This window comes from Shewanella donghaensis (assembly GCF_007567505.1).
Taxonomy (GTDB): domain Bacteria; phylum Pseudomonadota; class Gammaproteobacteria; order Enterobacterales; family Shewanellaceae; genus Shewanella; species Shewanella donghaensis.
In genome coordinates this window covers 2,188,350-2,206,654 of the sequence record NZ_CP041783.1, presented here as the reverse complement: position 1 = coordinate 2,206,654, position 18,305 = coordinate 2,188,350, and the positions used below count along the sequence as shown (strand labels likewise).

Genomic DNA, 18,305 nt, shown 5'->3' with positions numbered 1-18,305 from the left:
GATTTTAGCTGTTAGCAGACAACATTAATGCTGTCAGGTTTTCTTGTGTTCAATTACGCAGTTTTTAAACGGTTACCTATACTCAGCTAAGCAGATATTTATCGAGGGCGCTTACTGGTTTTATTGACGGTATCAATTGAGCGTTCATCGATTTATTGACCGATTTTATGTCAAATAGCAGGAGTAAAAAATGAGCCATACTTATAAGATTATTGAGTTAACCGGATCCTCTCCAATTAGCTCTGATGATGCGATAAAAAGTGCTATCGCAGCAGCAAATGAGTCATTAAAGCATTTACGTTGGTTCCAGGTTGTTGAGACAAGAGGGCATTTGGAAGAAGGCTTAATTGCTCACTGGCAAGTTACCATAAAGGTCGGATTTACCTTAGACCATGATTAATCTAGTTGACGCTTTTGTTAGCATCAACTTTTTGTTCGCATTAACTTTGATTTTTATCAGCATTAGGCGTCTCTAGGTAAGCCTTTTTCAATAGCGCGAATGACGCGCTGAGTTTTCCGGCTTACGTTACCTTTAGGCGCACTTTCAGCTTTCACTTTTACATTGCTGCCAGCAGTTTGAGACATTTCTTTGGATGACAGTTGCTCTGACTGATGCTCATATTGTCGCGCAGACTGTTGTAACAGAGCCCAGTCGATATGTTCAATCACCATCTCATCGACTTCATCGCTAGCTTTACGAGCATTTAGCACATCTATGACTTGTTGATTGAATGGCGCGTTACCCAATGCAACTGCAATATTTCTTAACCAACTTTTATGACCAATACGTCGAATTGGGCTACCTTCAGTTAATGATAAAAACTGCTTTTCAGTCCAAGAAAATAGCGTCAGTAAATCAGGTTGAATAAGCTGGCTGCGGATATGAAAGTCAGTCTGTTGAGTGAGTGGCGCTTTACTGTTTATTGGACACACTAACTGGCAATCGTCACAGCCATAAATTCGATTGCCTATAGCTTGGCGAAACTCTTCAGGTATTGCGCCTTGCAGCTCAATGGTGAGGTAAGAAATACAGCGGCGTCCATCGACAATATTATTGTCTAAAATGGCATTGGTGGGGCATGATTTGATACAGGCAACGCAAGTATTACAGCTTTGCTCGATAGGAATATCCATCGGCAAAGGTAAGTTAATCAACACTTCACCTAAAAAAAACCAACTGCCTGCATCAGGGTTTAGTAATAAAGAATGTTTACCTGTCCAACCTAAGCCTGCTTTCTCTGCTAGTGGTCGCTCAAGTATTGGGGCTGAATCAACAAAGGGCCTGAAATCAACACCATCAACACCTAACTCATGGCAGTGTGACACGATTTTATCACCGAGTTTTTTCAACTGTTTTCGAATCAGTTTATGGTAATCTCTGCCGCCAGCATATCGTGAAATATAACCTAAGTTTGGATCAGCTAAATTAGTGGCAAACCCTGCCTGTGGGGGGAGATAGTCCATTCGAGCGCTGAGTACTCTAATTGTTCCAGGGTGAAGTTCATGGGGGCGAGCACGCATCATGCCGTGATTAGCCATATAAGCCATTTCACCGTGGTAACCATTATCAAGCCATTGTTGTAACTTGGCTTCTTCGCTTTTCAGATCGGTATCGGTAATTCCGAGTTGTGAAAACCCTAACTCTATTGCCCATTGCTTTATCAAACGTGCCAATTCAGCCATTGCTAGACTTGTCATTTCTACTTTTTGCCGTTGATGCGTTAACGTCGACCCATCACTTAAAGGCTCTGCAGGTAAAGTATTATTTGATGTTGGCGCTAGGTTTGGATCAGGCATGATGGTTAGTTATATTCGCAAAGTTAGTGGTTCACTTGGTCATTATAACTCTTGTGGCGCTTGATGGTAATAACAGAGCTGATTTCTACCTTGGTTCTTAGCTTGATACAGTGCTGTATCCGCTTTTTTAATTAGTTCTGGTAATGTGCTCTCATCTTTTAAAGTACAGACCCCAGCACTAATGGTCACTACTAATTTGTCATTAATATCTGAGAAGTCATATTGAGATACTTGTTCGATAATATACTGAGTCACAGATATTGCAGCCTTAGAGCGGGTTTGAGGCAGTAACAATAAAAATTCCTCTCCACCAACACGGCCAATGACATCAGTCATTCTGGTGTTGTTCTGACATATATTCGCCACAGCCCTAAGCACTTTGTCCCCAGCATCATGACCATAGTTATCATTAACTTGTTTAAAATTATCAATATCAAAAGAGACAACAGTAAGAGATTCTTGTTTCTTCAGTGCTTTTGCAAATAATCGGTTTGCTTGTTGATAAAAGTGAAGCCGATTAGGTAATTGAGTGAGTAAATCGGTTAACGCTAATTGCTTTAATTGGGCTGATTTTCTGTTAAAGCGAATGCTGAATAGCGTCAATAGTAGTATTGACGCTAGCCCCAAACAAAGGGCTATCATCTGTAGTTTTTTATTATCTTCCTTTATTTGCAGTTGTTGCTCTTTAAGCAGTTGATATGCAATGAGCTTGGCATTTTCAGCTTCAATCTTTTCACTATCAAACTTCACCCGCATTTCAGTGCTAGCTTGATTATCCATTGCTTTATCTAGTAATAGGTGAATTTCATATAAGGCTAATTGGGCTTCATAAGCTAACTGCCAATCCTGTAAAGACTCAAAAATGGCGACCTTTAAATGTAATAACATTTCTTTGCCGCGTTTATTTTGATTCTTTTCAAAACCTGCAGTGGCTTTTTCTAAATGTGGTAAAGATTGCTCGGTTAAGCCTAACCCGTGTTTAGCTCGGGCGAATGACAGTTGTAAAAAACTGTAATGTGTATCGACATTGGGGCTAATAACGCTTTCGTGTTTATTCAAGTAATCAAGGGCGAGTTGATACTGCTCTAGTTCAATCAATGCTGAGGACATATCTACCGCGACCCGAGCAGTGAATGTAGGATCGGTGTGGACTTGTAGGTAGTAGTTATATATTGATAAGTAATTATCAGCTGCTTTTTGATACTGTTCAATATCTTCATAGGCATAGGCCATGTCATTTTTAACTAGCATTGCCAATGCCGTTTGGCCACGTTGGGTAAATTTAGCTTCGAGCTCGGTATAGTATTTTAGTGCGGTGTCAGTTTCGCCTAGACGTCGATAAGTAATGGCTAAATCTAACAAACTTAAATTTTGTAATGTGGGTAAATCAAACTCTTGGTACAGCTCATAAGACTTGAGTAAATGGGTTAAAGCAATGGCAAAGTCGCCAGTGTAGGACGCTATCTGGCCTAACTGAGAGTGAGCATCAGCCATTAATCGTTTATCACTTATGGTCCTGGCATCGGTTAAGTTTTGTTGAATAAGCTTATTTGCAGCTTCAATATCACCTCGATAACGAATTAACGTGGATTCACACAATTTAAGTTCAATTCGAATTTTTTCCGGCATTGACGGATACAGCTTCAGTGCATCGATTATAAATTGGTTTGCGACTGCATTTTGAGTTTCATCAAAGAAGTTATAGGCTAGGCATTGTTTGGGGAGTAATAGAAGTGTGCGTGTAACATCGCCAGCAGCAATTAACTCTTCTAGTTGTTTAATAATGTCTGGATAAGTCGCATCATTGATATCGCCTTGATCGACAATGGCAAATAGCCGATCAAATTCTTTATTATTCTCGTTTGCCAAAGATGTTGGGCTTATTAATAACGAACATATACAAAAGAAGAGTGAGGCTATAGGTCGCGGCTTCGTTAACATATTTAGGAACAAATTCATGATACGTGTTCCCCGTTTGATGAGCTAACGACATCTCGGTAATGTTTAAAGCAATTACGGCCACTATTTTTTGCACTGTATAAAGCAATATCCGCCTTTTTTAAAATGGCAGAAATGATGGTTTCTTCACTGACTGTTGCGATACCTATGCTGGCGCTGAATGTTAAATCCTCGCTGACTTGAGGGCAATCAATCAAGTTAATGCTAACGTTAATACTCTTTGCCAATGTCATGGCTTGTTCGGCATTACTATTTGGCAGAATAATGAGAAACTCTTCTCCACCAATTCGCGCAATAGTATCTTGCTGGCGGCACAGTTGCTGACCAGTTACAGCGATAAGCTGCAATATTTGATCGCCAACATCATGGCCATAGGTGTCATTTACATTTTTGAAATGATCTACATCAAACAGCAATACAGAGAAGTGATTTTTCTGCTTTAACAGTTTATGCATTACGTTATAAGCGTATAGCCGATTAGGAATTTGGGTCAACGGGTCCGTTAATGCCATTTGACGGTATTGTTGGGACTTTTTCATTAACTTTACCATCGACAAAAGCAAAATTATCGCAAAGGTAAAAGTCATTGAAAGCGCGATGTATTGTAGGTATTGCTTAGTGTTAAGAGCTGCGAGTTGGCTATCTTTTAGCGCTTTGAATTCAATTAGTTTAGTTTGTTTGTCTTCCAATGTTTTTGAGTCAAAACGTAGTCTCATTTCAGAGTTATAAGTGGCTAATCTGGCTTGATCTAATTCTTCATGAATTGTAAGGAATTGATGGTGCCAACTGTTAGCGGCTTGATAGTCTTTTTGTGCAGCAAATAATTGGCTAGCAAGTTGGTAAGTGATTGCTAAGCCTTTTTTATTATTGTTTTTAGTAAAGTTGTTTTTAGCCTCTTGAAAATGAATCAAGGCTTCTTCATATTTTCCCTGTATTAACGTTAACTCCAATAAGTAAGCTTGCATGTAAGCATAATGAGAGTACACCTCAGGGGTGATTTGAGGTTTAGCTTGTATAAGCCATTGTTCTGCTTCTTCTAGTTGTCCAAGCTTAATTAAAGGAGCAGATATATCGACAGCGATTTTTGCGGTGAAAAGTGGGTTTTCAAGATTAGCGGTTAGTTCGTATACTTTTTTAAAGTATTCTATTGATTGCAGATATTCGCCACTATCTAACTTGATATAGGCAAGTGAATGCTCAACGTTTGCTAATAGCGTTAGATTGTTTGTTTCACTGAAATATTTCTCAATAATATTGAAGTAATACATGGCTTTATCATTATCACCCAAGCGCCTGTACGCTGATGCCAAATCCAATAAGTTAAGGCTGGCTGAGTAGCGTAAATCGAGCTCTTGATGTAATTCAAATGATTGACTAATACTGTCTACTGCTTGAAGAAACAAGCCTTGATAGAGTGCTTGTTGGCCAATATTATTATAAACACTGGCCAGTAAATCTTTATCGTCAATAATGATGGCTTGGTCTAATGCGGCTTGATTGATTTCTATTGCTTGCGATTGTTGACCAAGATAACGAAATGCTTTTGAGCGACATAGGTTGAGCAATACAGGGATGTTAAGACTATAAAACTGTTGCTGGTTAATATCACTTGTGGAGTCAATAAATGCTTGAAGCTTTTCTGTTTCGAAAGAACGGATTGCTCTGCATTGGTAGGTTTTAAGCACACTTTGACGCTCTGAATCGTTATCTTTAATAATCGTTTCAAGCTCTAACAGTTTTTCTTGTGCAATAAGTGGATTCGTAAATTGCTCACTTTTGAATTGGTATAGCAGCTCATCAGCGGCTTTGTTATCAGTAGTAAAAGCCGCTACCGAAGTAATATTCAGTAACCCTGCAACAACTATCAATAACCACAACTGACTTTTATTTGAGCTTAGTAAATCGTATAAAAAGCTTATTATTTTATTATTCTTTTGCAATTTTTCATACTGTTTTAACGCAGTTCCTTCCCGCTGATTTTGCTTGGTAAAGGGCATTATCAACTCTTAACAATAATGCTTCTAGATCTTTGTCATCTTTTAAGGTGCTGACGCCTGCACTGACAGTTTGTTTTAAGCCTGAGGAAATACTCTCCCAGTTTGCATCAGCAATTTTATTGACCAGTCGAGTGGCTATTTCTTCTGCTTGTTGTTCGTTAGCGCCTGGTAATAATACCAAAAATTCTTCACCGCCTACTCTACCTACCGTATCGGATTTTCGCATCAAGTCTGACGCAACTTTACTCAACTTTACCAGTACCTTATCGCCAATATCATGACCTAAGGTATCATTAACTTTTTTGAAATGATCTGCATCAAAAGAAATTAAAGAAAACGCCGATTTGTCATTGTTAGCTTGTTTAATATAACTCTTGGCTAAATTATAAGTATGACGTCGATTTGCTAACTGGGTTAATTCATCTGTTAGCGCGAGCAATTTAAAGATTTGTTTGCGTTTGAGCTGCTTAAAAGCAAATATGGTCACAATGAATAATATGATCGCAACCAGTATGATTATCACTTGTTGCAGCTCTTTATTTTTCTCGAGTACTTGTAGCTCTAACTCTTTAATTCGTTGTATTTCTTGCAAGGTTTTATTCTCTGATTCAATTTCATCGGTATTGAATCGGGCGCGCATTTCGCTGTTGCGGTTGCTCAAGCTTTTTTGATCCAGTTGATGATGCATTTTTAGATAATCAGTAAGCGCTTGATGGGCTGATTTAAAGTCTTCTAAAAATAAATATATTTCATTTCTTAAGGTGAGAACCTGAGTGAGACCTCGTTCATTATGACTGACTAAAAAGCCTTGTTCAGCTTCTTGGCTGTAGCGTAGTGCTTTTTCTGGTTGTTCCTTAATTAGCGCTGCCTGAGCTCTAAACAGCTTCATAAAACTGAATAAACCATCAAATTCAATGGTAATGATTTTTTCGGCTTCATCTAAGGTTTGGATTGCTTCATCTATTTCACCCAGTTTGAGTAGCACTCCTGCAATATCAACGGCGGCACCCGCTGTTGATATTGGGTCGTTTTCATCTAACCAAAACTGATAACTTTTTTGAAAGCGGGCAAGTGATTGCTGATTTTTACCTAGTTCTTCATAGGAATAGGCTATTTGGCTATTCATCTCTATTGCTTCAAATTTTTGATCATTATCTAGATAGGCTTTTTCAAGTTTTTGTTGATATGACAGCGCCATTTGTGGATCACCAAAGCGGCGGTAACTATTGGCTATTTCACTTAGATTCACTCTAGCCCAATAGTCTAAATTAAGTTGCTCATACATGGACTGAGCAGGGATAAGATCTTCCAATGCGGCAGTGTAATCACCCTCATAAGATAGCATTGCTCCACGCATACTTCTTCCGTCAGCGATTAAGCGAATATTTTCTATTTGATAGGCTTCCTTTATCGCGGCGTCATAATCAAGTTTTGCCTGCTTAGGTTTACCTGAATATTGGTAGTGGGATGCTCTACACAATAAGAGATCGGCATGCAGCTGTGATGGATAGCTCTTTTGATGCTGCTGCATCAATTCTTCTGCGTTTGTTATGGCTTGTTTAAACTCTTCAGTGGTATCTGAAGGGTGATACCAACATTTTAATGGGATGAGTTTTTCTTGCTGGGCTGTGTCTGTTTCAACAATGAGGCTATCTAATTCTGTTAGGTACTTATTGAGCTTTTCAAGATCGCCTTCTTCACCAAGATTGAATATCTCAAATAATTGATCAATTCGCTGTTGATTAGTCAACACATCAGCTTTGGTGGTATTAATAAGAATGGCAGTGAAAATACCAAGAGCCAAAGTGCATTTAAGCAAGGTTTTAATCAATTCTTTCTCATGTTTTTTGTGAGCTTAATAATATTATGACATATAATCTCGTTTGTTCAATTATTCAAGTTAAAGTTAATTTTATGTGGGTTGTATTGTTTTTACTTAATATTAAATAAGCCCTTTTTGTTAAGGTTGAAATGCTCGTTTTTACCACTTAAGTTGCGAGGAGGTTAAATTGGCTGTATCTCCTATACACTCGTATCACTCAGATAGTATTCTATTTATCGTCTTTAAGTTTAAATAATCAATATTGAAAATCGAATTCTCAATATGATGACAAATTTTACATTATCAATATTTTTGTTTCGTCGGTTTTCACCATTTTGATTGTTCTTGGTCTTCTATGTAATAAGTCACAATTCAATATGCGGGCCGAAGACATAGATCGCTTATACTAGTATTAATTGATACATATCAACTACAAACTTAATTGTTATCGATAACTATGTTTTACCACTTCATTATTTAATGAATGCCATTATCAATATAATTAATATTTGGTGGCGCTAGATGGTAACAATAATAATGATATAAGTGATATTTTTAATACTTAAAATAGAGAATAGCGTAATGAGTAATGTGACTGAAGAATACAAAGCAACAGCAAAGCAAATTTCTTTTAACGTAGCGAATAAAGTCCTACCAATGGCTAAGTTGCCAGAGACATTACTTGAAGCCTATGAAGGCTTATTTAATGAGTTAATAGAAGATAAAGCTGAGTTGTTTGAAAAAAGTTGGCAAGCACTGCCAGCAAGTGCGCAAAAACAAATGCCACAAGCTGAGTTCCATGGCTTTTATATTGCCAATGCGTGGATGCAGCTAAGCCGTGTCGCACAAGAAATCGCTGATGAAGCTGAGTCAGAAAAAGAGATTGATGAAAAAGAGTACGACGGTGTATTTGGCCGTTTAGCTGAGCAGTCTTTGAAAGAAAGTATTCGTAAGCTTAAGAAATCACGTACTGATCGTTCACTGCTGAATAGCTTTAAACAGGTCATGTCAGTTTAATATATAACGTTATAAATGTTTGGAGAGTAAATGACACTAGCACTAAGTAACCAAATCATTTGGCCTTGTGATTTAAGCGAAGCCAGTAAAGCCGATATTATGGATATCGCTGTTAAAGTTGACGGTGTTGATAAATATAAAACTTTACTTGATGATGATTATAAACGTGGCTTATTTTATTGTGTTCATGGACTTGGAACATTTGCAACAACGAGTTTAGATAACCGTCCTTTAGCGAGTTTTATTTTTGGTAAAGGTATGTGGGTCGGCGCAGTCGCGATTGAGATTTTTCCTAAAATTAATCTTTATACCTGTGAGCTTGAACCGCTTACTAGCTACTTTTTCTCCAAAAAAGAATTGAATGAACTGGCTAAAAGTAACGGTGAAATTTATAAATTACTTTATAGCATTATGCGTAATAATACTCCCAAGTTAGTACAGGGGATGCATTTGTCTTTTTATGGTATTGAAGAACGAATTATGTACTTCCTATTAGAGTTAGCCAGAAGCAAAGGTATTGTAGATACATCAGTGATAGAGCTCAAAATTACGCAACAACAACTGAGCGAAATAGCCAATGTGAGTCGCCCGAGGGTAAATGAAATCCTCAATAAACTTGCTGGCTTAGGTTATATTTCTCTGGTTAGAGGGAAAATGATAATCCTCAATTATGAAGGGCTAACCAAGTCTTTAGTTGATAAAGTTGTAATGTGATTTTTTAATTTTTATAAAAAAGCCTAGCAATGCTAGGCTTTTTTGTCGGTGTACTTTAGAGCTGTATCAACACTATGCCTGCATGACATCGACACGCTATGGGTACTATTTTAGAACGCTGTGCGTTTATAACGACGGTATTCAGGTTCCCAGAAGTTACTTTCAATTTGTTGTTTAAGTAACTCATCAGTACAAGGCAATGCTAGGTCTTCTTTAATTGCTTGTTTTGCGACAGCAAAAGCAATGTATTTACTGACCTGTTGAATGTCTTCTAGTTTAGGCAGTAATGAGCCTGTACCGTTTTGCCCTAGTGGTGAACATTCGGCAAGGGCACGGCTTGAAGCCATTAACATACCATCAGATACACGAGTTGCCCCGCCGGCTAATATGCCTAAACCAATACCTGGGAAAATAAAGCTGTTATTACATTGGGCGATTTCAAATGTTTCACCGTCGATAACCACAGGCTCAAAAGGGCTACCCGTCGCAACAAGGGCTTGGCCATTGGTCCAATGTAGTACATCTTTTGGTGTTGCTTCCACACGACTTGTTGGATTTGATAGTGGGAAGACAATCGGGCGTTCACAATGGCTATGCATTGCTCTGATGATTTCTTCTGTGAACAAGCCGGGTGCACCAGATACGCCAATAAGGACTGTAGGCTTAGCATTGTTAACCACATTCAATAATGAAATATGATCGCTCACACCATCCCATTTTTCAACGTTAACGGTTTTTTGAGATAGCTTATGCTGGAAGTCGAGTAAATTAGGCATGTTATCTAATAACAAGCCCCAACGATCAACCATAAATACTTGCGATCGTGCTTGCTCGTCGCTAATTCCTTCGGCAACCATTTGTGCCACAATCGCTTCAGCGATACCGCAACCCGCGCTCCCCGCACCTAAAAAGGCGACGCGTTGCTTGCAAAGTTGCGTTTCTGCCGCTTTACAGGCTGCAAGTAGTGAGCCCACAGTAACAGCTGCAGTGCCTTGAATATCATCATTAAAAGTACAAAATCTGTCTTTATAACGCTCAAGCAATGGCATGGCATTTTTCTGAGCAAAATCTTCAAACTGGATCAATGCCTCAGGCCAGCGGCGACTTACGGCTTGCATGAACTCTTCAACAAATTCAGCATATTCTTCACCGCCAATACGTTGATGGCGCCAACCCATATACATTGGGTCTTCAAGCAAATGTGGGTTATCTGTACCCACATCTAAGGTAATTGCTAAGCAATATGCGGGGCTTATCCCGCCACAACTGGTGTATAGCGATAATTTACCAATAGGGATGCCCATACCACCAATACCTTGATCACCCAGACCTAAGATACGTTCACCATCAGTGACAACAATCACTTTTACTTTATGACGAGTAGAGTTATTTAAGATGTCATCAATGCGGTCTTTATTAGAGTAAGAAATGAATAAACCACGGTTACGACGGTAGTTTTTAGAAAAACGTTCACAAGCTAAACCTACGGTAGGGGTGTAGATAATCGGCATCATTTCGCTGATGTGATTACGCACTAAACGATAGAAAAGCGTTTCGTTGGTATCTTGAATATTTCGTAGATAGATATGCTTATCTAGGTCATTACTAAAATTCTTATATTGATCGTAAGCTCTTGAAGCTTGTTCATCGATCGTTTCAACTACCCAAGGGATAAGCCCTTCAAGGTTAAAGTAAATGCGTTCTTCTTCACTAAAGGCGGTGCCTTTATTAAGCAGTGGAGATTCAAGAATGGCTGGACCTGCGAAAGGAAGATAGAGAGGGCGTTTATTCTCGTCCATTGGAAACCTTATTATCTGTGGCGTAATACTGTTATTTTTATCTACATTCAGTCATTTCTACCTAACGGTAGATATTTATTTTTATAAAAAAGTAGACGTATCTTGTTATCGATGAAGATTATCACATCTTGGTTTTTTTGTGGTCTGTTAAGTGAGCTATTTCACAGTTTTTTTGTTTGTCAGAGCAAGGATAATTTTTGAAGTGCAATCTTTAGCGGGTGTTTGAATTAAAACAGTAGATACAAAAATGCACAGCCTGAGCTGTGCATTCATAAGGTAACCATCAAACAGTTAAGGCGGAATTACATTCCGCGATGTTTAAGTGATAAACCTTTTAGGAAGTTACGTAAAATCTGATCACCACAAGTTTTGTAGTTTTTATGGCTAGGATTACGGAATAACGCACCTAACTCTGATTTGCCAATAGCAAAATCAGCAGAACCGATTAGTTCAATAATGTCATCTTCGCGAAGTTCTAATGCGATACGTAATTTCTTAAAAATAAGGTTATTGGTCATATCTTTAAGTGGTGCAGGTACTTCACTACCTTCACGTAAACCACGTTTTTCGATGATAAAGCCATCTAAAAACTGACACATTAGTTTGTCATTACATGCTTTATAACCTTCTTCCTCTTCTTTCTTTAATAAGCTAATCATTTCGTCATTACTGACTTCAACATTTGCTTGAGCGAAGATTTTAGTCATTTTGGCATTTGAGTAATCAAATACAAAACGAAGGCGGCGAAGGATGTCATTGTTAATCATAAAGTTCTCTGGGCGCGGCTGCGCTGGTAAAGTAAGTGCTTATGTTGAAAGTCTCGTTTGAGGCGTGAATTAAACCACCCGTAACCACTTAAAACACATTTGGACAGTGATTATACCTGAGTTGTGGCTATTAGGTCAGATTATCTATTCACATATCAGTATGCTCAATGTTGAGATAATGATGTGTGAGTATAATCTACGGTTTCTGATATGAACTATTACAATGATAAGTGGTTAAATTGAAAATAAAAGTTAGCGTTACATTGCGAGCTTCCAGTAAATAAATACCCCAGAAAAGCCAATTAAATAAGCAAGACCAAGCCAAGATAACAGTTTCATTTTGACACCGTAGCGATGTTCTTCAGGCAATGCATCACAGGTCATCAAGCGATAGTTTAGCCACGCAAAAATCACCGTGGTTAAAAATGCTAAGGTCATGACAAACTCAAGCAAAGGTAATAACGCGCCTTTAAAGAACCATATTAATGCCATTCCTAAGGCTGAAACCACTAACATCACTTTGGTTAAGCGTTTTGAGCAATCTTGCTTGTTGGTTAATAACTGCCAACCCATATCTAAGGTGCGGCTATAGCCATCAATGACGGTTACAGTGGTACTAAAAATACATAAAAACGCCACCGCGGCAATTAAGTAGCGGCTTTCTTCACCCATTACGTCACTGTATAAATCGATTAATTGGCTAGCGAATTTAGCGCCTGAACTAGCAAATTGCTCACCACTACCATGCATCACTAATGCGCCCAATGCGAGAAACACTATCGCTAAAATAGCGGTGACAATAAAGCCCAAGTTAAAGTCAAAAATGGCTTGTTTACTGGTGACAGTTTGCGTTTTTTTCTTTTCGATTAACCATAATGAATTCCATGCACTGACTTCAATTGGGGCCGGCATCCAGCCCATCATCGCCACTAAGAAACCCACATAAGCCCATTGCCAAGGTGATTCACTTTGGACTGTCGATACGGATTCTGGGGAGTGTTTAAAGGCTAAGGTAACGGCAATTAAGGTCGTTAATGTGAGAGCTAACATAATGACTTTTGTTAGCTTATCTAATAATTGGTAATGCCCTAAGATGAGTAAAGCCAGTGAGCTGATTAAAACCAGAAAAGCCAATACATCAATGGGTAAGGGAACGAATTGAGTTAGCATTGCTGCGGTTAACATGCATACACCAGCAGTACTGGCAATGGCTGCAATAGTGTTCAAGCTGGTGAACATGATCAAATATCCACGACCTTGTTTCAAATAGCCATGGAGTAAGCTTTCGTTGGTGGCTGCAGTATAACGAGCACCGGCAGCAAAAAAGGGGTATTTAAGGAAGTTGACAGCTAAAACAACCCAAGCTAATTGCCAGCCAAACTCTGCACCAGCGCGAGTAGAAGAGACTAAATGAGATGCGCCTATCGCCGCCGCAGCCATTAATAGGCCTGGACCAATACTTGAAAGTAACAAGGAAAGTTGTTGGCGTTTACTGGTTGTTTTTTGAGTCAGTGTCATTATTTTCTATTATTTTCTATTAATTTCTTTTGATGTTTTGCTTACTCGTGGTGAACGTTAGCAAACTATCTTGTTGTTTAAATTTGAGAATAACTATGTCACATAACCGCGGACGTTTGAAATGCCAATTTCATACAGGTGAATGAAAATTGTTACAATTGCTTAAAAACTAGCCATTGACTTCTAGTGAGAATTATTTAGTTTAGAAAAACATGATGCACTAATGTAGTGCGATTGTAGTTGATGAAGTCCGCTCTATAGAGGGCTCATTTTCGAGACTTAACATGATGTTAAGTCTTCATAAAAATAATTCTAATTAGGGACAATTATGAAACGACCTCAATTCTGGCAGAGTGCTTGCGCTGCTGCTGTATCTCTTATCTTATCGCCTACTGCCTTTGCTGCTGAACCCGAAGTTGAACGCATCGAAGTCACAGGCACCCATATCAAACGAACCGATCTCGAAGGGGCTTCACCAATGACGGTGTTAAGCGCTGAAGATATTGCCCGTTCTGGCGCTCAAGATATTTCACAACTACTGAGCAAGTTACCGGTATCGGGCAGTGGTACTTTCTCTACCCAAGGTAATAACTCTGATGATACTGCAAACGGTGGCGCCGCGGTGTCACTGCGTGGTCTTGGCGCCGATGCCACATTGGTATTATTAAACGGTCGCCGTATTGCGGTGTCTTCGTTTGCTAAATCAATTGATACTGCGTTTGTGGATATTAACTCAATACCTATTTCGGCCGTTAAACGCATCGATATTGTTAAAGATGGCGCTTCTGCTACTTATGGCTCCGATGCCATTGCTGGTGTAATTAACATCATCATGAAGAAAGATTTCGAAGGGTTTGAAGTTAACGCTAAGATCGCTGAAACCGTTGAAGATGGCGGCGGCCAGCAAGCGGGTTCTATTTTATGGGGAACAGAAGCAGCTAACGGTAAATCGCACACTACGGTGATTTTAGATTACTTCAAAGAACGTGAAACCTTGTTTGCCGATCGTGATTATTCAAGCTCTGCAGATCAAACGCCCAACGGCGGTAGTGACTTTAGGTCGTCAGCAGGTAATCCAGGGTCGTACATCCCAGCAACGATAGGCATGGATGGTTCTATAACGCCAAAGTCAGATTTATTCAGTTGGACGCCAGATGTGAATTGCCCTGCTGGTAGTGTGAAAGGCAGTTATTGCCGTTATGACTATGCGCCAGCAATGACATCAGTACCTGAGTCTACTCGCGTCGGACTATCAGTGTTCCAAAATTATGAGTTTAATGATGATTTAAGTATGTTTGCTGAATTGATGTATCAGCATAATGAAAGTGTCGTCAAAGGCGCTGCAAGCCCATCCTTTGGTGAGTTTTATATGCTAAAGGATAATCCGCTATTTACCAGCGGTGCGGCAACTAATCCATTTCCAGGTGAAGACTTAACCATGCGCCGCCGTTTAACAGAGACGGGGCCTCGACAAAAGTCATCAGAGTCAGATAGTGCCCGAGTGGTATTAGGTTTGAACGGCATGCTGTCTGATTGGGAGTGGGAGCTGGCTTATACCTATTCTTATAACCGTAATTTAGAGTTTGGTGAGCAAGGCTTTGTGTGGACGCCGCGTTTGCAAGAGTCGATTAACTCTGGCGCGTTTAATCCGTTAGCAACAACTCAGCAAGGCACTGTCATTGACGATATTAGCGTTAATACCACCCGTAATGGTAAATCTACAACGAATGCGTTTGACGGTAAAATTAGCGGTGATTTATTTGATATGCCAGCAGGTACAGTGGCAATGGCTGTGGGTTTTGAATACCGCGAAGAAGAATTATCAGATAACCCTGATGAATTATTTAAGCGCGGTGAAATCTTTGGTACAGAAGCAACAGAGGCCTTTGGTGAGCGCGATCAAACGTCATTGTTTGTTGAGTTTGCAGTACCGTTATTTGAAAAGTTAGAAGCACAGTTAGCGCTACGTTATGAAGATTATAGTGATTTTGGTAACACCACTAATCCTAAAATAGCCTTACGTTATACCCCGCTTGATAACCTCACGCTTCGTGCGAGTTGGGGCGAAGCATTTAGAGCGCCTTCACTGGTACAATTGGGTTTAGGTCCATCACAGGAATCTCCAGGTTTAGTTGATTCAACTCGTTGCCCGTTAACAGGATTAGAAGAAGATTGTACTGCTCAAGAGCGTACGGTGATCTTTTCAGGTAACCCCAATTTACAACCTGAAGAATCAACTTCATATAACGTGGGTGGTGTTTGGGAAATCACTGACGGCTTAAGCGTGGGTGTTGATTATTGGAATTACGATCAAGATGGTTTGATTACTTCTGATACCCAATACTTAGTTGATACCCAAGGTGCAGATCCTAGCGTGGTAAAGCGTGAGCCTTCATCAACTAATGTGCCTGGCCGTATCATCGAAATTTATGACCAGTTCGGTAACCTAGGTAGTCAGGCAACTGATGGTGTCGATTTTGATGCTAAATATGCCTTTACGACTGAAACTGCGGGTGATTTTGGCTTTAGTTATAATCTGACATGGGTAAATACCTTTGATCAAGTTCGTGAAGATGGTTCGACCCGTGAGCTAGCGGGTGAATATCAACACCCAGAGTACCGTTGGACAGGTGCGATGGATTGGGGATACACCAATTGGCAAACCAGTGCTCGCTTAAATTATATTGGTGAATATGCCGATAATATTGATGCTGGAGCCACTGGTACCATTGATGCCATGATGACAGTTGATCTCAATGTTACTTATATTGGTTTTGATCATTGGTCACTGACTTTGGGTGGTAATAACGTGCTGAATGAAGAACCTCCATTCAGTGCTGCAGACTTTATGGGTTACGATCAAGCTACTCATTCAGCTATTGGCGCATTATGGTACGGTAAAGTTAGCTATCAGTTTTAATAAAACTGCGCTAATGTTTACAGTATAAAAAGCAAGCGGCGTAAGCCGCTTTTTTATCGGTTTCATTCAACTAGAACTCAGCTAGAACTAAATAACAAATAAGCACGACTAAGCTAAAATAAAGCAAAATTCGGTTAATTACTGACGTTTATTATTTATGTAAATGGTTTACGTTTATGAGACAGGGAATAATATGATTACTTTGTATGGCACACCAAAAAGCAGAGCGCTTCGGGTTTCATGGTTGTTAGAAGAGTTAGGTATTGAATGGCAGTTTTCATTTTTGGATTTTTCAAAAGGGGATAACCGCACAGAAGCTTACTTGGCATTAAATCCTAGTGGAAAAATGCCTGTAATAACAGATGGCGAGCTGGTGTTAACTGAGTCAGCGGCCATTTTAATATATCTGGCAGAAAAGTACGGTAATGGACGTTTTTTACCTACCCCAGGAACTGCTGAGTCTGCTCACCACCATCAATGGGTCAGCTTCATTATGTGCGAGTTAGAACAGCCATTGTGGACTATGGGTAAACATCGTTTTGCTTTGCCTGAAGAGCAGCGTCTAGCTGCGATGTTACCGGTAGCAAAATTTGAGTTTGATAGAGCGGCAACAATTGCTGAGTTATGGGTACCTGAGTCAGGTTATGTGTGCGGTAATGAACTGACCATAGCTGATATTTTGCTAGCACAAACCCTCATGTGGGCCACCATGTTTGAGCAAACGATTCCGCCTAAATTAGCCGCTTATCGTGACCGATTACAACAGACACCAACGCTGTCAGCTGCACTGAAAAAGTCAGAAGCGGCTAAAGCTGCTGCTGAAAGTGAATAATATGTGATTTGTTCAAGTTTGACTAAGGTTTGACTAAGGTTTGACTAAGGTTTGACTAAGGTTTGACTAAGGTTTGAATCAAGAATTACAAGCTTGCGTTTAAACTTGAAATATTAAAAAGGGAAGCTGTAGCTTCCCTTTTTAGTGCGTTGAGTTTAAACCGTCAAGGTATTACAGCTGAGCAGCAGCCCATTTAGCGCGGCTTTCGCGGCTTTCACTCATACCATTATCAGCGCGGAATGATTTGTAACTCTCTACTTCTAAACCTACTAAACTCACTTCAACTTCAAGTACGATTTGGCATTCTTTTTTGATACGCCATGCCGCAGTATTATAAAGTTCAGTGAAAGGCAGAGAACTTAAGAACTCAGGGTTATATTGGGTATATAACGCTTGAGTTGGGTAGACAACAAAAGCCAGTCTACGTTTAGGTTCTTTTTTAAAGAGTTCTTCAATACCATCCGTGGTGTTTAGCACCTGCATTTCAATGGTATCTTCGATTTCTAATAATTTCTTTTGTGCAACAGCTGGCGCTTCAGTTTCGCCAGCTTCCCATGCGATTACCGCTTCAGGCGTGCTTTTGGTTAACTCAGCAATTTGCTCAACAGTTAACCCTAAAGATAAACGTAAACACTGCATTTCGATTGCGTTTAAGTTGTTTGATTTAGCCATGATCTTTCCTATGTTCTAATACTGTAACGATATGCGTTTGCTGTATGGGTTTATAATCTAAGCTATTCAAGTTTGACTACTTTCGTTTTAGCCAAATATCTTGAATCCAGTCCCACAATGATTCCCACATAATGTCGACCATGCGGCCTTTATAGAAGTGACGAACATTGCCTTCTTGGTCGATACAATAAAAGTTATCGCCTTGCTGGCAGATAGCAATATATTCTCTTGGCATGCCGATAGACCAAGCATAGCTGGTCACTTCAGGTAGAAATGTGTGTGAATACGGATCAGATGCTGTGACCATTTCGATAGAGCCGTAAATGACATCACTACCAAACAATAAGTATTCTTTTAAATCATTCGGCAGCGAAATTAAAATCTGTTCTTCAACTTCTACCAGTTGCTCGAATGTCGGCAATTCGAGTGGTACTGGTACTGTTTCACTCAAGTCTTGTAGCATTTCAATGATGTCATTCATCAGTGTATCC

The 18,305-nt window shown here is 39.5% G+C and carries 14 protein-coding genes; 5 read left to right on the top strand and 9 right to left on the bottom strand.

Annotated features, from left to right (window positions below; all coding sequences use genetic code 11):
- Nucleotides 1-190: 190 nt before the first annotated feature.
- Nucleotides 191-400: a dodecin gene (locus tag FPK91_RS09380; protein ID WP_144210766.1), complete on the top strand. Its 210-nt coding sequence runs from the start codon at nucleotides 191-193 to the stop codon at nucleotides 398-400.
- Between the two features lie 62 nt (nucleotides 401-462).
- On the opposite strand, the gene queG is transcribed toward FPK91_RS09380, so the two are convergent.
- From queG to FPK91_RS09360, 4 genes are all read right to left on the bottom strand, one after another.
- Nucleotides 463-1,698, bottom strand: coding sequence for a tRNA epoxyqueuosine(34) reductase QueG (gene queG / locus FPK91_RS09375; RefSeq protein ID WP_144214288.1), 1,236 nt, complete (start codon nucleotides 1,696-1,698; stop codon nucleotides 463-465).
- 141 nt (nucleotides 1,699-1,839) lie between these two features.
- Nucleotides 1,840-3,666 carry a tetratricopeptide repeat-containing diguanylate cyclase gene (locus tag FPK91_RS09370; RefSeq protein ID WP_158638076.1) on the bottom strand — a complete coding sequence of 609 codons (1,827 nt, stop codon included), beginning with the start codon at nucleotides 3,664-3,666 and terminating at the stop codon, nucleotides 1,840-1,842.
- 86 nt (nucleotides 3,667-3,752) lie between these two features.
- Entirely contained in the window at nucleotides 3,753-5,753 is a 2,001-nt protein-coding gene (locus FPK91_RS09365) for a tetratricopeptide repeat-containing diguanylate cyclase (protein ID WP_144210762.1), read from the bottom strand.
- Nucleotides 5,701-7,584 carry a tetratricopeptide repeat-containing diguanylate cyclase gene (locus tag FPK91_RS09360; protein WP_144210760.1) on the bottom strand — a complete coding sequence of 628 codons (1,884 nt, stop codon included), beginning with the start codon at nucleotides 7,582-7,584 and terminating at the stop codon, nucleotides 5,701-5,703. Before FPK91_RS09360 ends, FPK91_RS09365 begins: the two co-directional genes overlap by 53 nt.
- A gap of 573 nt (nucleotides 7,585-8,157) precedes the next feature.
- Between FPK91_RS09360 and FPK91_RS09355 the strand changes: the two genes are divergently transcribed.
- Together FPK91_RS09355 and FPK91_RS09350 are read left to right on the top strand one after the other, a co-directional pair.
- Nucleotides 8,158-8,592: a DUF3069 domain-containing protein gene (locus tag FPK91_RS09355; RefSeq protein ID WP_144210758.1), complete on the top strand. Its 435-nt coding sequence runs from the start codon at nucleotides 8,158-8,160 to the stop codon at nucleotides 8,590-8,592.
- Nucleotides 8,593-8,622: 30 nt separating this feature from the next.
- Nucleotides 8,623-9,306 carry a Crp/Fnr family transcriptional regulator gene (locus FPK91_RS09350; protein ID WP_144210756.1) on the top strand — a complete coding sequence of 228 codons (684 nt, stop codon included), beginning with the start codon at nucleotides 8,623-8,625 and terminating at the stop codon, nucleotides 9,304-9,306.
- Nucleotides 9,307-9,416: 110 nt separating this feature from the next.
- On the opposite strand, the gene FPK91_RS09345 is transcribed toward FPK91_RS09350, so the two are convergent.
- From FPK91_RS09345 to FPK91_RS09335, 3 genes are all read right to left on the bottom strand, one after another.
- Nucleotides 9,417-11,105 carry an NAD-dependent malic enzyme gene (locus tag FPK91_RS09345; protein ID WP_144210753.1) on the bottom strand — a complete coding sequence of 563 codons (1,689 nt, stop codon included), beginning with the start codon at nucleotides 11,103-11,105 and terminating at the stop codon, nucleotides 9,417-9,419.
- Between the two features lie 302 nt (nucleotides 11,106-11,407).
- Nucleotides 11,408-11,872 carry a YehS family protein gene (locus FPK91_RS09340; protein ID WP_144210751.1) on the bottom strand — a complete coding sequence of 155 codons (465 nt, stop codon included), beginning with the start codon at nucleotides 11,870-11,872 and terminating at the stop codon, nucleotides 11,408-11,410.
- A gap of 258 nt (nucleotides 11,873-12,130) precedes the next feature.
- Nucleotides 12,131-13,390 (bottom strand): NRAMP family divalent metal transporter, encoded by a 1,260-nt coding sequence (locus FPK91_RS09335; protein ID WP_144210749.1) that lies wholly within the window; start codon nucleotides 13,388-13,390, stop codon nucleotides 12,131-12,133.
- A gap of 328 nt (nucleotides 13,391-13,718) precedes the next feature.
- Here FPK91_RS09335 and FPK91_RS09330 point away from each other — a divergent pair, with 328 nt between their 5' ends.
- Entirely contained in the window at nucleotides 13,719-16,310 is a 2,592-nt protein-coding gene (locus FPK91_RS09330) for a TonB-dependent receptor plug domain-containing protein (protein WP_144210747.1), read from the top strand.
- A gap of 193 nt (nucleotides 16,311-16,503) precedes the next feature.
- The gene (locus FPK91_RS09325; protein WP_144210745.1) at nucleotides 16,504-17,142 is read left to right on the top strand and encodes a glutathione S-transferase family protein; all 639 of its coding nucleotides are present in this window, start codon (nucleotides 16,504-16,506) and stop codon (nucleotides 17,140-17,142) included.
- A gap of 171 nt (nucleotides 17,143-17,313) precedes the next feature.
- Here the strand turns inward: FPK91_RS09325 and FPK91_RS09320 are convergent, their stop codons facing one another.
- The gene (locus FPK91_RS09320; RefSeq protein WP_144210743.1) at nucleotides 17,314-17,814 is read right to left on the bottom strand and encodes a DUF4447 family protein; all 501 of its coding nucleotides are present in this window, start codon (nucleotides 17,812-17,814) and stop codon (nucleotides 17,314-17,316) included.
- 76 nt (nucleotides 17,815-17,890) lie between these two features.
- Nucleotides 17,891-18,295, bottom strand: coding sequence for an SMI1/KNR4 family protein (locus FPK91_RS09315; RefSeq protein WP_144210741.1), 405 nt, complete (start codon nucleotides 18,293-18,295; stop codon nucleotides 17,891-17,893).
- Between the last annotated feature and the right edge of the window lie 10 nt (nucleotides 18,296-18,305).

Excerpts from the sequence above, each read along its gene's own strand:
- FPK91_RS09345 (WP_144210753.1), bottom strand. The coding sequence starts at position 11,105 with ATGGACGAGAATAAACGCCCTCTCTATCTTCCTTTCGCAGGTCCAGCC.
- FPK91_RS09380 (WP_144210766.1), top strand. The coding sequence starts at position 191 with ATGAGCCATACTTATAAGATTATTGAGTTAACCGGATCCTCTCCAATT.
- FPK91_RS09355 (WP_144210758.1), top strand. The coding sequence starts at position 8,158 with ATGAGTAATGTGACTGAAGAATACAAAGCAACAGCAAAGCAAATTTCT.
- FPK91_RS09325 (WP_144210745.1), top strand. The coding sequence starts at position 16,504 with ATGATTACTTTGTATGGCACACCAAAAAGCAGAGCGCTTCGGGTTTCA.
- FPK91_RS09320 (WP_144210743.1), bottom strand. The coding sequence starts at position 17,814 with ATGGCTAAATCAAACAACTTAAACGCAATCGAAATGCAGTGTTTACGT.
- FPK91_RS09315 (WP_144210741.1), bottom strand. The coding sequence starts at position 18,295 with ATGAATGACATCATTGAAATGCTACAAGACTTGAGTGAAACAGTACCA.
- FPK91_RS09330 (WP_144210747.1), top strand. The coding sequence starts at position 13,719 with ATGAAACGACCTCAATTCTGGCAGAGTGCTTGCGCTGCTGCTGTATCT.
- FPK91_RS09350 (WP_144210756.1), top strand. The coding sequence starts at position 8,623 with ATGACACTAGCACTAAGTAACCAAATCATTTGGCCTTGTGATTTAAGC.
- queG (WP_144214288.1), bottom strand. The coding sequence starts at position 1,698 with ATGACAAGTCTAGCAATGGCTGAATTGGCACGTTTGATAAAGCAATGG.
- FPK91_RS09340 (WP_144210751.1), bottom strand. The coding sequence starts at position 11,872 with ATGATTAACAATGACATCCTTCGCCGCCTTCGTTTTGTATTTGATTAC.
- FPK91_RS09335 (WP_144210749.1), bottom strand. The coding sequence starts at position 13,390 with ATGACACTGACTCAAAAAACAACCAGTAAACGCCAACAACTTTCCTTG.
- FPK91_RS09365 (WP_144210762.1), bottom strand. The coding sequence starts at position 5,753 with ATGCCCTTTACCAAGCAAAATCAGCGGGAAGGAACTGCGTTAAAACAG.